Origin of the sequence: Aquimarina sp. I32.4 (assembly GCF_002924285.1) — a bacterium.
Classification (GTDB): Bacteria; Bacteroidota; Bacteroidia; order Flavobacteriales; family Flavobacteriaceae; genus Aquimarina.
On sequence record NZ_PGUB01000101.1, the window covers coordinates 1 to 14,804 of the forward strand.

Annotated in this window: 13 protein-coding genes; 5 read left to right on the top strand and 8 right to left on the bottom strand. The window is 31.6% G+C overall.

The features are described from left to right. Positions 1-63 precede the first annotated feature (63 nt). Positions 64-240 carry a hypothetical protein gene (locus tag CVD18_RS22730; protein WP_158250495.1) on the bottom strand — a complete coding sequence of 59 codons (177 nt, stop codon included), beginning with the start codon at positions 238-240 and terminating at the stop codon, positions 64-66. Between the two features lie 75 nt (positions 241-315). Between CVD18_RS22730 and CVD18_RS17970 the strand changes: the two genes are divergently transcribed. Further along, complete coding sequence (locus tag CVD18_RS17970) at positions 316-942, top strand: CHAT domain-containing protein (RefSeq protein WP_304529244.1); 627 nt, start codon at positions 316-318, stop codon at positions 940-942. 219 nt (positions 943-1,161) lie between these two features. Here the strand turns inward: CVD18_RS17970 and CVD18_RS17975 are convergent, their stop codons facing one another. The 3 genes from CVD18_RS17975 to uvrA all read right to left on the bottom strand — a co-directional run bounded on the left by CVD18_RS17975 (position 1,162) and on the right by uvrA (position 5,466). Further along, complete coding sequence (locus CVD18_RS17975) at positions 1,162-1,812, bottom strand: hypothetical protein (protein ID WP_103866851.1); 651 nt, start codon at positions 1,810-1,812, stop codon at positions 1,162-1,164. 117 nt (positions 1,813-1,929) lie between these two features. Then, the gene (locus CVD18_RS17980; RefSeq protein ID WP_103866852.1) at positions 1,930-2,574 is read right to left on the bottom strand and encodes a peroxiredoxin-like family protein; all 645 of its coding nucleotides are present in this window, start codon (positions 2,572-2,574) and stop codon (positions 1,930-1,932) included. A 111-nt stretch (positions 2,575-2,685) separates the two neighbouring features. After that, complete coding sequence (uvrA, locus tag CVD18_RS17985) at positions 2,686-5,466, bottom strand: excinuclease ABC subunit UvrA (RefSeq protein WP_103866853.1); 2,781 nt, start codon at positions 5,464-5,466, stop codon at positions 2,686-2,688. Between the two features lie 242 nt (positions 5,467-5,708). On the opposite strand from uvrA, the gene CVD18_RS17990 reads away from it, so the two are divergent. After that, positions 5,709-6,293, top strand: coding sequence for an RNA polymerase sigma factor (locus tag CVD18_RS17990; protein ID WP_103866855.1), 585 nt, complete (start codon positions 5,709-5,711; stop codon positions 6,291-6,293). Between the two features lie 247 nt (positions 6,294-6,540). Here the strand turns inward: CVD18_RS17990 and nth are convergent, their stop codons facing one another. Beyond that, entirely contained in the window at positions 6,541-7,209 is a 669-nt protein-coding gene (nth, locus tag CVD18_RS17995) for an endonuclease III (protein ID WP_103866857.1), read from the bottom strand. Positions 7,210-7,366: 157 nt separating this feature from the next. On the opposite strand from nth, the gene bcp reads away from it, so the two are divergent. Beyond that, complete coding sequence (gene bcp, locus CVD18_RS18000; RefSeq protein ID WP_103866858.1) at positions 7,367-7,816, top strand: thioredoxin-dependent thiol peroxidase; 450 nt, start codon at positions 7,367-7,369, stop codon at positions 7,814-7,816. Positions 7,817-8,205: 389 nt separating this feature from the next. Here bcp and CVD18_RS18005 read toward each other — a convergent pair whose 3' ends face one another. After that, positions 8,206-9,657: a nicotinate-nucleotide adenylyltransferase gene (locus CVD18_RS18005; protein WP_103866860.1), complete on the bottom strand. Its 1,452-nt coding sequence runs from the start codon at positions 9,655-9,657 to the stop codon at positions 8,206-8,208. A 170-nt stretch (positions 9,658-9,827) separates the two neighbouring features. On the opposite strand from CVD18_RS18005, the gene CVD18_RS18010 reads away from it, so the two are divergent. Beyond that, positions 9,828-10,589, top strand: coding sequence for an MBL fold metallo-hydrolase (locus CVD18_RS18010; RefSeq protein WP_103866861.1), 762 nt, complete (start codon positions 9,828-9,830; stop codon positions 10,587-10,589). Positions 10,590-10,593: 4 nt separating this feature from the next. After that, positions 10,594-11,091, top strand: a complete 498-nt coding sequence (locus CVD18_RS18015) for a hypothetical protein (RefSeq protein WP_103866863.1) — start codon at positions 10,594-10,596, stop codon at positions 11,089-11,091. A gap of 132 nt (positions 11,092-11,223) precedes the next feature. Here CVD18_RS18015 and CVD18_RS18020 read toward each other — a convergent pair whose 3' ends face one another. Both CVD18_RS18020 and CVD18_RS18025 read right to left on the bottom strand, forming a co-directional pair. Then, a complete protein-coding gene (locus tag CVD18_RS18020; RefSeq protein WP_103866865.1) occupies positions 11,224-12,057 on the bottom strand; it encodes a DUF4249 domain-containing protein in 834 nt (277 codons plus the stop codon). Positions 12,058-12,061: 4 nt separating this feature from the next. Continuing rightward, on the bottom strand, positions 12,062-14,476 hold the full coding sequence (locus CVD18_RS18025) for a TonB-dependent receptor (protein ID WP_103866867.1): 2,415 nt from the start codon (positions 14,474-14,476) through the stop codon (positions 12,062-12,064). Positions 14,477-14,804: the final 328 nt, after the last annotated feature.

A 14,804-nucleotide genomic window follows, 5' to 3' on the forward strand; every position in this document is an offset into this window, starting at 1 on the left:
ATTTTGGTACCGCTTCTATGGCTGTTTCTAAAATCGTTTTTGACTTTTTTTATATACATATGCTTAAGATTTTTGTCGAGTCATCAAGTTAAGGTATTTTTGTAAGTAGCTAAAAAAAGCTCCCGAGGCAACGAGGATTAGTTCAACTCCATACTTACGACAAGCTTCTACGATACCAATCTCTTCCGAAGTAGCTAGTATTTCTAACTTCTGGTCTAAAGTCCATTTCTTGTATTTCATATCTCAAATGTATTAGTTTGAAATTTAAAAGAACACTCCGAACTTATTGGGGGCTAAACTACTATCTCAGAAATTATTAATGGTCAATATTATTATGGAATCGATGCAATAGAAACTAACTTTAAAGAAAATGCTGGGCAATATAGCATACTTCATTTAGCTTTACATGGTAAAGTAGATCATAATAAACCCGAAAATTCAAAATTGTATTTTACAAAAAGTAACGATACTCTCGAAGATAATTTGTTGTATAGTCATGAACTTTTTGCATTAGATATTCCTGCTGATCTTACGGTGTTAAGTGCTTGTAATACAGGAACAGGACAGATTGCTAATGGAGAAGGGATTATGAGCTTAGGTACAGCTTTTCAGTATGCTGGTACAAAAAGTTTGCTATTGAGTAGTTGGGAGGTGTCTGACAGAGCAGCGCCAGAATTGATGAAATATTTCTATTCTAATTTAGAAAAAGGAATGAGTAAAGATCGAGCACTACAACAAGCAAAATTAAAATATATCAATACTGCAGATATATTTTATACCAATCCTTTTTATTGGGGTAGTTTTTATTTATTAGGTAATTCTGATCCTATTGTAATAGATACTCCTTTTGTTATGAACAGTTTGTATTGGACACTTTTGATAAGTATTATTTTATGTCTTTTGTTGGTGGTATTTTATTATATAAAAAAGAATAGGGTGTAAAGTAATTTAAAAACTACTTAGCAGAATATATATTATAATAGCAAAGATTTTCTATAAAAATTAATCAAGAGGTAGTCACTTTCTATTTTTGTTATTTATATACTAAAATATAAAATTCCAAAATTGTATGAATATATAAAGGTTACAAAGCAAAACCCTGCTGCCGATATAATCTGGTAACAGGGTTTCAAACAACTAACCAACTAACTAATTTATATTTTAATCATCATCATCATCGTCGTCATCGTCGTGATATCTTTTTTTTCTTTTTCTATTTTTATAATAATGATCATCATCATCATCATCGTGATCATAATGCTTTGGTTTCCAATTTTGATTATAGTATGGTTCATGAGTCATAGAACATCCAGTTATTCCACAATATCCACAACCTCGGTAATAAATATCACCTTCTACAAATTTGATCCTACCGTATTTTTTATAATATACCCGTAGTCCTCCAATTTGATATACCAATCCACGTCTGTTATATCGTATATAGATACGACCTATTTTTCGTACTCTATTATATCTATCATAACTAATATAATTTGGACCAATTTTTTTAACTCTTCCGTAATAATCATATTGTACATAATTGCGAGGTGATCTCGCGTTGTGATATGGCCCAGGAGTATTGTAAATCACATTATCGTTCCAATGTGGGGGTCTTCTTCTTAGAATTCTGTAGTCTATTCCTCCATCTGTATAGATGAAAAATTTTACGCCACCTTGTACAAAGGTAATGGTTTGTGCATGATGATAGCGTTTTGTAACCCTATTCTCGTGATTCAGGTCCTTGTGATCGGTTGCCTTTGCAGTAGTTCCTACAAGTAACAGAGCCGAAATAAAAAATATTACTTTTCTCATAACCTTAATTGTTTTTGGGTTGATGCCTACTCATTAGCTTTTCGGCTTCCGCTATTTGATAATTTTCTTTTCAAATGGCGTGCCAAAAATTGTAAGGTTATGAGAAGTAATTGGTAATTATCTGTTTTTTAATATGTTAATTAATTCTTCTGGGTCGGCTCTTTCTTTATAATCTTCTTTTATATGATCGTAGAGTATAGTTCCGTCCTGATTAATAATGTAAGTTGCAGAAATAGGAAGTTGCTGATCTGTATTCCCGTTACTTTTTTCTAGGTCAATATTAAAGCCTTTATAAGTTTCTACTAAATCTTGTGGTAAAGTAAAGGTAAGGTTAAATTTTTCTGCAATTTTGTTATTCTCATCCGAGAGTACTTCAAAACTCAGGTTATTTTTTTCTGAAGTAGTTAATGAATTATCAGGAGTCTCTGGGCTTATTGCAACCAAGGTAGCTCCATTTTCTTCAAAATCAGGTAATGCTTGTTGTAATGCTTTTAATTCTAAGTTGCAATATGGGCACCATCCACCTCGATAAAAAGACAGTATTACTTTTTTATCTAGTAATAGTTCTTGAATAGAGATGTTTTTATTAGCTGCATTTGGAAGTGTGATTTCTGGTATCGCATTACCAGTTTTTAGTGCTTGCGAAACTATATCAGCATCTTTCAATACCTGAATCCCGTTTCTCATTATTTGTTGAACGTTTTCAGGATGTTTTTTTGCTGAATTTTGTGCTAAGCTTTTTAAGTCGTTTGTAAGTGACATTATTTGTGGTTTTGAGTTTATATTAAAACTTTAGCCGAAAATAAAGTCATCACATTACAGTGAGAACTATTATAATAATGTTAATTGTATTATAATAGTTCTCTCAATATTTTACAGTTTTTCTTTTAGGTATTGTGCAGTGTAAGATGCATCTATTTTTATAATTTCTTCAGGAGTACCTTCTGCAATAATGTTACCTCCATTTTTACCACCATCTAATCCAAGATCAATAATGTGATCAGCACATTTTACCAAATCAAGATTGTGTTCTATTACCAAAATAGAATGTCCTTTGGCAATCAATTCATTAAAAGAAGTGAGTAATTTTTTGATATCATGAAAGTGAAGTCCAGTAGTAGGTTCATCAAAAATAAATAATGCTTTGTCTTTTGTATTACCTTTTACAAGAAACGAGGCTAGCTTAATTCGTTGGGCTTCTCCACCAGATAGGGTAGAAGAGCTCTGTCCTAATTGCACATATCCCAGTCCAACATCTTGCAGAGGCTGTAATTTCCTTTGAATTTTGGTTTGGTTATGAGCAGAAAAGAAATCAATTGCAGTGTCAATAGTCATAGAAAGAATATCATGAATATTTTTGTCATGAAAAGCTACTTCTAGAACATCTTTTTTAAAGCGCTTCCCATTACAAGTCTCACACTCAAGATGTACATCGGCCATGAATTGCATTTCTATAGTAACTTCGCCTTCTCCTTTACAAGTTTCACAACGTCCACCATCTACATTAAACGAAAAATGTTTTGCCTTATAATTGCGAATACTTGATAACTTTTGTGAAGCAAATAGATTACGTATATCGTCATATGCCTTGATATAGGTAACAGGGTTGGATCGAGAAGATCTTCCGATAGGGTTCTGATCCACAAACTCTACATGTTTGATATTGCTATAATTTCCTTTTAGTTCTGTAAACTGTCCTGCCTTTTCTCCATAGCCTCCTAGTTCTTTTAAGATAGCTGGGTAGATAATTTTTTTGACTAATGTACTTTTTCCACTACCAGATACTCCTGTAATAGCTGTAAAGACGCCAAGAGGTACTTTTACAGTAATGTTTTTAAGATTATTCTCACGAGCTCCGATGATTTCTAAATAATATTTTGTAGATCTTCGGGTTTGGGGAATTTCAATTTGTAGAGTTTCGTTAAGATATTTTGCAGTAAGAGAATCAGCTTTTAGAATTTCACTAAAATTCCCTGTAGCAACAACATGACCTCCATGTGTTCCTGCTTCTGGACCAATATCTATAATCTCATCAGCAGCTTTCATAATATCTTCATCATGCTCAACGACAATTACCGTATTGCCCAGGTCACGTAATGACTGTAATACTTTTATTAGTTTTTCTGTATCTTTTGGGTGTAGACCTATACTAGGTTCATCAAGAATGTACATAGAACCTACAAGACTGCTACCTAATGATGTAGCTAAGTTAATACGTTGAGATTCTCCTCCTGATAATGTATTTGATTTACGATTAAGGGTTAAATATTCTAGCCCCACATTCTGTAAGAACTCTAATCGACTATTAATTTCTTTGAGTAAGCGTTTGGCAATTTTTGAATCATATTTGTTAAGAGTAATATTCTTAAAAAAATCAGCAAGCTCATTAAGTGGTTTTTCTACAAGATCAGTTAAGGTAGCTTCATTAATTTTCACATAATTAGCTTCTTTACGTAATCGTTTTCCTTTGCAAGTATTACATTTTGTTTTACCACGGTATCGAGATAGCATTACTCGATTTTGGATTTTATAAGCTTTAGATTCTAATTCTTCAAAAAAACTGGTAATTCCTTCAAAATATTCATTTCCTGCCCAAAGTAATTCTTTGTGTTCATCTGATAATTCAAAATATGGCTTATGAATAGGGAAATCAAATTTATATGCACTGTTTACTAATTGATCTTTGTACCAGCCCATACTATCACCTTTCCATGGGAATACGGCTCCTTCATAAATGCTTAATGCAGTATTAGGAATTACCAACTCCTGATCAATACCAATAACATCACCATATCCTTCACAATCTGGGCATGCCCCATATGGATTGTTAAAACTAAATAAATGTACATTAGGTTCAAGAAAAGATATTCCGTCTAATTCAAATTTATTACTGAATTGTTTTTGCTTGCCGTCTGTCAATGATTCTATATAACAGCTTCCCTTTCCTTCAAAAAAAGCAGAGTCAACAGCATCAGCAAGTCGATTGTAAAAATCTTCATTATCTCTTTTCACAATACGATCTACTACCAAATGATATGTATCCTTATCAATTATAGAGGCTTCTTCAATTCTGGTTACTTCATTATTGTGTTTTATACGTGCATATCCCTGTTGTTGTAAAACTTTTAATTTTCCTTCAAGAGTACGTCCTTCTTCTATATAAATAGGAGAGAGTAATAATAGTTTTTCGCCATCTTCAAAAGATTTTACATATTTAATAACATCTGTAACGGTATCTTTTTTTACTAATTCGCCAGAAACAGGAGAATATGTTTTACCAATTCTTGCATAGAGTAACTTGAGATAATCATAAATTTCTGTCGTAGTACCTACTGTAGATCTTGGATTAGTAGAATTTACTTTTTGCTCTATTGCAATAGCAGGAGCGATCCCTTTGATATAATCTACTTTTGGTTTATTAAGGCGTCCCAAAAACTGTCTTGCATATGATGAGAGGCTTTCTACATATCTGCGTTGCCCTTCTGCATATAATGTATCAAAAGCTAAGCTAGATTTACCAGAACCAGATAAACCAGTAATAACTACTAATTTATTTCTAGGTATGACTGCGTCTAAATCTTTAAGATTGTGAAGCTTAGCACCTTTTATAATTATGTTGTCTTTTGGATCTAAGGTTGTAATGTCTTGAATCATAGTAAATATGCAGTAAGAGCGCAAAGATAAGGATTACTAAATAAGTACGATAACTGAAGTGGATTGAAAGTTGAGTTAAAAAAATTAACAGGAAATTGTTTAATATTCGAGGATAGTTATTATATTAGCAATCTCAAAACATTCAAAAAACTAATCAAAACTGCCTATTGAATACCTTTACTTTTTAAGTTTAACGTAGCCCGAGCCCCAAGTTATATGCTTGTGCTAAATTGAGTCAAGGTATGAAAGATTACACCCTATCAGACGCAGTTCTGGTTAATAATTATATTAAAGGCGACGAATGTGCGCTTTCAATTCTTATTGAACGTCATAAGCAACGTATTTATAGTTTTATTTATTCCAAAGTATTTGATAGAGATGTCTCTGAAGATATTTTTCAGGATACCTTTATCAAGGTAATACGCACATTAAAAAATGGAAAATACAATGAAGAAGGAAAATTCCTTCCTTGGGTAATGCGTATTGCTCATAATTTGGTGATTGACCATTTTAGAAAAGGAAATAGAATGCCAAAATTTGAGGATAATGGCGAGTTCAGTATTTTTTCTGTAATTAGTGATGGAGATCTCAATGCAGAAAAAAGATTGATAAAGGATCAGGTAGAAGAAGATTTACGTAATCTAATCCAAGAATTACCAGATGATCAAAAAGAGGTATTGGTCATGCGTATGTATAGAGATATGAGTTTCAAAGAAATATCTGATAAAACTGGGGTTAGTATCAATACAGCTTTAGGTAGAATGCGATATGCTTTGATTAATTTAAGAAAAGTGATAGAAAAAAATAATATAGTTTTAACAAACTAATTAATCTATTTGTGCAATAAAGTAGTTTTGGTGCCGTTATAGTCTTATATAATAACTTTATAATTTAAGACATTTAATATGGCAAAATTTTACTTTACGTCTTCTAAAAGAGAAGAAAAACATTTATTACCAAGTAGAAATACAATTAATTTTTTACTAAACTATTCAAAATCATTACAGGTTATTGAATGTAATAACAGTTTAAAATTCGAAACGATTTTAAACTAAAAACATAAAAACAAAAAGCCTATTTTTTAACAGGCTTTTTGTTTTTATTATATTCACTTAGCACTGTCTTTCTACCAATAGTAGAAGTGATTATATCTTTATCTAGATTCCAACCTCTTGCAGGAGAATATTCTCGACCATACCAGATTATTTGTAAATGAAGATCATTCCATAACTCTTTAGGAAATAATCTTTTAGCATCTTTTTCTGTCTGTGTTACATTTTTACCATTAGTAAATCCCCATCGGTACATTAATCTATGAATATGTGTATCTATAGGAAAAGCAGGTACACCAAATGCTTGTGACATAACTACACCTGCAGTTTTATGGCCAACAGCTGGCAATGCTTCAAGAGCTTCAAAACTTTGAGGGACTTCTCCGTTATGTTTGTTAATGAGAATGTGAGATAATTCATATATTCCTTTTGATTTCATAGGGCTTAATCCTACAGGTTTTATGATTTCTCTAATCTCTTCTGCAGACAGTCGTATCATAGCATGTGGATTATCTGCTTTTTCAAACAATAAAGGAGTAATCTTGTTTACCCGAACATCTGTACTTTGAGCGCTCATTAATACAGCAATAAGTAATGTGTATGGATCTTTATGATCCAAAGGAATAGGAATTTTGGGATATAGTTCTTGAAGTGTTTTTATCGTAAAATCTACCTTTTCCTGTTTAGTCATGTCTCAAAGTTATTTTAAGCTAAAGTATAAAATAATCAACCCTCTATAAATATAGATAGGTATTAATTTCTTGCTAAAATTAAAAATAGATAAGTATTTTTGTTGCAAATTCAGCAAAAGAAATAGTAAAAAGTTTTATTCGTATAAATTATATAAAATGACAACATTAAAAATAGGGGATAAGGTTCCTGATTTTACAGCATTGGACCAAGAAGGAAATACTATATCCTTAGCAGATTATAAGGGTAAAAGATTAGTTGTTTTTTTCTATCCCAAAGCCAGTACTCCAGGGTGTACGGCAGAAGCATGTAATTTGAGAGATAACTATCAAACGTTTCAAACTCAAGGATATGAGATTATAGGAGTAAGTGCAGATAGTGCAAAAAGACAACTTAATTTTAAGAATAAAAATGAGTTACCTTATTCTTTATTAGCAGATGAAGACAAAAAAGTAATTGAAGCTTTTGGTGTATGGGGGCCTAAAAAATTTATGGGACGTGAATATGATGGTATCCACCGTACTACTTTTGTGATAGATGAAAAAGGAATAATTATAGAGGTAATAGGTAAAGTGAAAACCAAAGATCATACGGCTCAGATTTTGTAGTAAATCTATTTTTGTAAAAGTCTATGACACCCTTTTTATTTATAATAAAAAGGGTATATGTTTTTATTGATCTCTTTAGCATGATAATTTTTAATGAGTTTTTCAACAGAATTTAAGTAGTATAGTATAATTTTTTTTCTGTCTTGGCTTTTGCTTTAATCTCAGCCTAATTACTGTGTTTAAAATCTATTCCTTGTGAGAAAATGTGATTACTGGCAAGTATCAGCAATGACAACAAAATTATTCTTTTCATTTCGTTTTTGTTTTAGAATTCAAAATAAATACGAAACTGTTGTTCTTTTACCCTATTTATACAAGGTCAAAATTTTCACAAAAAATAGAGAGGTTATAATTTTATAACCTCTCTATTTTTACTATTTATATGAGATTTATTTTTCTATAGCTTTTTCAGCTTTATAGCCAAAGAAATTATTGGCTTTAATCATTTCAGGGATAAGCTCTGGTAATTGATTTTCCCAACCAGGAGTATCATCCTGAATATTTTGTAAAATTTCTCTTGAGAAAATATTCATAAGAGAAGCGTCATAATCTGCAATATCTTGTAGTTTACCGTTGTATTTAAAGAATTTATACAATTCTTTCATTCTCGGGTGTACTTTTAGAGTATCACTAGTCGTAATTTCTCCAGTTTTATGATTTTTTAATGGATATAGGTATACTTTTAGATCTTTAAAGAACAATTTACCAAAAGCTTCTAGAATCCCTCCACTAAGGTGTCTATAGTATTTTTCATCAAAAATATCTACCAAGTTATTTACTCCCATGGCAAGTGCCATACGTTCTTTGGTATAGTTTGAGAAGTACTCAACAACCCTATAATATTCTTTGAAGTTAGAAATCATTACAGTTTGCCCTTGAGAGCATAATAATCTAGCTCTAGCCATAAAATCTTCCTCATCAATTTCACCTTCTGCCCTTAGGTTGGATAAAGTGATCTCAAATATAACTACGGTTTTATCTTTATTTACTTTATTTTCACTCAAAAACATATTAAGTGACTTCTCGTAGATATCCATATTTACTTTGGTCACAGGTCTAAAACTACCACGAAGCGCTAATATGTTTTTCTTGTATAAAATGGCAGCAGGTAATATATTATTACCATCAGGGCCGAACATAACGGCCTCTGTCATTCCATTTTTAACTAGCTGTAAACTCATTAAGCGATTATCTACTTTACTAAATCTAGGACCAGAAAAGTTGATTGTATCAATTTCTATTTGATCTTTATCTAGGTGATCATACAGATAGCGTAGTAACTTTTTTGGATTATCATATTTGTAATATGCACCATAAATTAGGTTAACCCCTAATATTCCCAAAGTCATTTGCTGTAGTTTGGCATCATTCTCATGAAAACGTATATGCAATGAGATTTCGTTGTATTCTTCGTTTGGTACGGTTTGATATCTTATACCTACCCAACCGTGACCTTTGTATTTTTTTGCAAAATCAATGGTTGCTACAGTATTGGCGTAACTAAAGAATAATTTATTAGGATGTTTTTCTCTAGTAATTCTTTCTTCAATAAGTCCAACTTCATGCCTAAGCATTTTTTTTAATCTCGCTTCGGTAACATAGCGTTTATCGCTTTCGATACCATAGATAGCATCACTAAAATCTTTGTCATAGGCACTCATTGCTTTTGCAATAGTACCAGAAGCTCCACCTGCTCTAAAAAAGTTTCGAACAGTTTCCTGACCAGCACCAATTTCTGCAAAAGTACCATAGATGTTTTGGTTCAGGTTAATACGTAAAGCTTTGCTTTTTATTGAAGGGACAGACTCAAATTCTTTATCTCCCATTATCTTAATAGGCATAGTAAAAAGGGCTTTTTTTGTTTACTGTAAAGGTACTAATCCAAAAAGTATTAAAAAAGCATGTATGTAAATTTATATCTACACTTTATGTCCTATATTACGAATTAAGAAAAATATGTAATTTTTTGAGCAAAAAAATATAAGTACATTTGCTCTGGTTTATAGAAGCTATGGAAGTAACTTTTCTTGGTACTGGTACATCTCAGGGAATTCCTGTAATAGGAAGCGATCACCCTGTGTGTTTGAGTGATGATCCTCGTGATAAACGATTACGGGTTTCTGTGCTTATATCTTGGGGTCAATACTGTTATGTTATCGATTGTGGACCTGATTTTAGGCAACAGATGCTATCAAATAATGTATCAAGAATTGATGGTATTGTCTTTACACATGAGCATGCTGATCATACCATGGGAATGGATGACATTCGTCCTTTTTTTTTCAGACAAGGAGATATTCCTGTATATGCACACAAAAGAGTATTAGAGTCATTGAGTGCTAGGTTTGAATATATTTTTTCTTCAGAAAATAAGTATCCAGGAGCTCCCAGTGTTATAGAGCACGAGATTAGTAATACTCCTTTTTTACTGGGTAATTTGGATATTATTCCTATTAATACGTTTCATAATCGTTTACAGGTTTTTGGATTTCGATTCAAAGATTTTGTGTATATGACAGATGTAAAAACGGTAGAAGAAAATGAAAAGAAGAAATTAAGAGGTGTCAAGGTGTTAGTCGTAAATGCATTGCGGATAGAGCCACATCACTCACATTTTAATCTTGAAGAAGCACTAAAATTTATAGAAGAAATAAAACCAGAGAAAGCATACTTAACTCATATAAGTCATTTAATGGGGTTTCATGCTGAAGTTGAAAAAAAATTACCAAAAAACGTATACATAGCTTACGATAATTTAAAAATAACAATCTAGAAACATGAGGAATAAAATTTTTTTATATCTATTCATTTTTGCATTACTATTTATCCTTTTTCAATTTATGAATGCAAAAAAAGCGAAAGAATCCTACGATAAAAAAATAGATAACCTAGAAACTCGTATCACAGAAAAAGAAACAGCTATCGATTCTTTGATAAGTACGACTATGGATCTTACGTATTTTTCATTAGAGAGTAATGAGGATGCAGTGAGTTATTTTGAGGAAATGGGGTATGATGCCAATAAATTAACTTTGACAATAAGTGATCAAATTATTAGTCAGAATAAGGCAGGAAAAGATAATCCAATTATTCCATTTGTAGGGATGGAAGGCAATATGAGCATAAATAAAGTGCGGTTATTAAACCATAAATGGATTATTGCTGATTTTACGGATGGAGTATATTGGGGAGAACTTTTTATTACTTACGAAGTAAAAGAAGGGGGAGTAATTGATTTTGAAGTCGAAAAATCATTCTTATACCCAAGGAATTAATTATACTAGGGTATAATAGGCGTTTACCAATAAACAAACCTGCCGAAATTTTAGATCATTGTTATAGGGTTTCGACAGGTTGTTAGAGATATCACACATTAACTTATCTATCTCTTTTCTACATGTTTTGAATTATTTAAAGGTATAACTTCTTCTTTCTACTTGAGTTAACCTGAAATAACCATGTGCATAATTATCTTTATTACTTAAATTGATACAATTACCTTTTAATGCTACAGGTGTTGCACTAAATAGGCCAGCTCCCTCAGATTGCTCAATAAGTATTCTTATATAGTTGTAATACTCCTCAGAGATACCGTGTAAATCTATATCTATGACATCTCCTGCAACAAACTCATCATCGTCATTGTCATCTTTTTCATAATACCAGCTAATTTCATTACCGTTTACGAATTCATCATTAAAATCTTCAAATTCAGCCAATAGATCACCTTCTTCTTTAAATTTAATGAGGTAATTATTTCCTTCTTCTTTTGGATCATCAAATATTACATTTACTTCTAGAACTTCATCATCAAAGCCATTCTCTGTAGATTGGTTAACTTCTTTGATGTCTGCTACTGGCATTAATGTTTCTTTGGCAGTATAAGTTTCATTATTATAAATAACCTCTAGCGTATAAGATTGATTAACGATAGGAACAAATTCTGTAGTAGTATACTCACCATTATTTTGATCTGTAAAAATAAATTCTGAGCCATTGGTATCATTAGTAACTTTTACAGTAGCACCAGAAACATCGGTATTTGTGATTCTATCAAAATAAGGAGTAGAAGTACTCAGTTTTATAGTTTGATTATTTCCTGTAGTACCTTTTTCCCAATCTAGAGAGGCTTCAATAGTTAATCTTGCAGGAGCTGTTTGTACGTCTACATCTATTACATCTTCACAAGAAGTAAAAACTACCGCCAATAGGATGATTATAATTTTTATATGGATGTTCATTTTTTTAAAATTTAAAATTATACATTACTGATGGTACTATCCCAAAAATAGCTGTTCTGGTAGCTTCATTAGCACCCGTTTCTGCATTCTGTCCAAATGATATGGAGGCAGCATTTTTTTGATTATAAACATTATAAATACCAAAAACCCATTCTCCTTTCCACCTTCTATTAGGTTTATTATTGGGTCTGTATGTAGCAGAAATATCAAGTCTGTGATACGCTGGTAATCTATCAGAATTTCTATCAGAATAACTAGCTATTGATAGCCCTTCATACTCATATTGACCATTAGGATAGGTTACAGGTCTTCCTGTTTGAAAAACAGTATTAGCACTTAAAGTCCATTTCTTATTTAGTTGGTAAGTACCTGTTAATGAGACATCATGAGTTCTGTCATAGGCCGTATTGTACCAATCTCCATTATTAATCCCTGGTCCTCCTGCATTGGCATCAACGGTTCTTTGCTCTGATTTTGATAAGGTATATGCAAGCCATCCTGTAAATTTACCTTTGTTTTTACGGAATAAGAATTCTAGTCCGTAAGCCCTTGATTCACCATTTAAAATTTCGGTTTCTATTGTATTGTTTCCAATCAGGTCAGAACCATCTATATAATCAATTCGATTATCTGTAGTTTTATAGTATCCCTCTAATTCTAATGAAAACATCTTGTCTTTAAAATTTCTAAAATACCCTAAGGCATATTGATCAGATAATTGAGGTTTTATATATTTTCCACTAGGTGTCCATACATCAAGAGGTGTAACAGCAGTGGTGTTTGATAATAAATGTATGTATTGTGCAGCTCTAGAATACCCCATTTTTATTGATGATTTATCGTTTAATTGATACGCCAAAGAAGCTCTAGGTTCTATATTACCAAAATTTTCGATAGTTTCACTCTTTTTAAAGTTAGTTTCACCAATTTCAGTACCCCTCTCATAAATCCCTAAAGTAGGATTGTATACAACAGGTTGATTGTTTCTATAGTTTGCTATAGCTTGTCCTCCTAATCGACTGAAAGCACTATATCTAACCCCATATTGTACTGTAAGTTTATCAGTTATTTTGTGTTCTGCATTGAGGTATAGACCACTTTCAAAAGCTTTTTTTCTATCAAGAGCTAGAGGGTTTATTGAAGAATTATTAGAGGTTGGCTTTATTCGACCTGGATCAAAATCATAATAGATACCGCTTACTCCAAAATCTAATTTGAATTTATCACTAGCATAATATTTTAAATCGTATTTAACATTGTAATTATTAATTGATGATACCCATTCAAACTCTTCAATAAGAATTTCGAGATCATAATCATATTTACTATAGATAAAAGAAGCATTAGAGAATAGTTTATCATTAAAAATATGATTCCATCTTAGGTTTCCAGATACGTTTCCATAACTTGTGGCGAAGCTATCCCCAAAGTTAAATGTATCTCTACCATAATACCCCGATAAGTAAAGTTTATTGTTTTCATTCAGAATATAGTTTGTTTTAAGGTTTAAGTCATAAAAACCAGCAGTATTTTTTTTTCCGGATGCTTTTAATAATAAATGTGCATATGAACCTCTACCAGCAACAAGGAACGAGCCTTTATCACTAAACAATGGTCCTTCTGCAGCTAATCGACTAGAAATAACACCAATTCCACCTGTAAGACCAAACTTTTTATTATTACCATCTTTTTGCCGTACATCTAGTACAGAAGATGTTCTCCCTCCAAAACGAGCTGGGATGCCTCCTTTATATAGTTTAATATCCTTAATTGCGTCTGCATTAAAAACAGAAAAGAACCCTAATAGGTGAGAGGTATTATAGATAATTGCTTCATCTAGTAAAACCAGATTTTGATCTGCGGCACCACCTCGTACATGAAAACCACTGGTACCCTCTCCATTTTTTGTAACCCCAGGTAGCATTTGAATAGATTTTATAATATCGACCTCTCCTAATACCACTGGCATTTGTTTTACAGTTTTTATATTAAGTTTAGAAACACTCATCTCTGGTTTTCTTAGACTTACTCTTTCTGTTTCTTCACTTTTAATAATTACTTCGTCTAATTGAGTAGATGACTCAGTAATTTCAAAATCTATTTTTTGATTTTGGTCTAATACTACTTCTTTATTAATATCTGTGTACCCTACATAAGAAACAGTCAAAGTGTAGTTTCCCTTTGGAGCAGAGATAGAATAAAATCCATATTCGTTAGTAATTACTCCAATAGAAGTGCCTTTAAAAAAGACAGAAGCTCCAAAAAGTGTTTCCCCGTTTTTTATGTCTGTAATCTTACCACTTATTGTATGGTTTTCTTGAGCTATTACACTTGAACTCATTACCAGTAAAGAAAAACAACAGAGGATAAGTAATCGTGTCCTTTTTTTAAGATGTTTACATTTAAAACTTTGATTCATACGTAATTTGTTTTGACTTTTGATTTTGTTAGTTTTTTGATAGAAAAATGATTACAATTTTATTTGCTTTACTATTGTTAATGACAATTCATAAAACTAAAGGTTGCATGTAGACTGAATTGTTTTTGTAAAAACTTGATAAACAGTATTTTATTTATGTATAAAAACAAGTGTATGTTATATCCTTGAGTTGATTCAATTAAAAAAAGGTGTAATTTTTATTTATAAAAATTACACCTTTTGAGGTATTATTAACATAGCGGTAATATAATTAGATTATTTGGGATAAAATCCGTATATTTTCCCTATGAAAGAAATGGATTTTAGG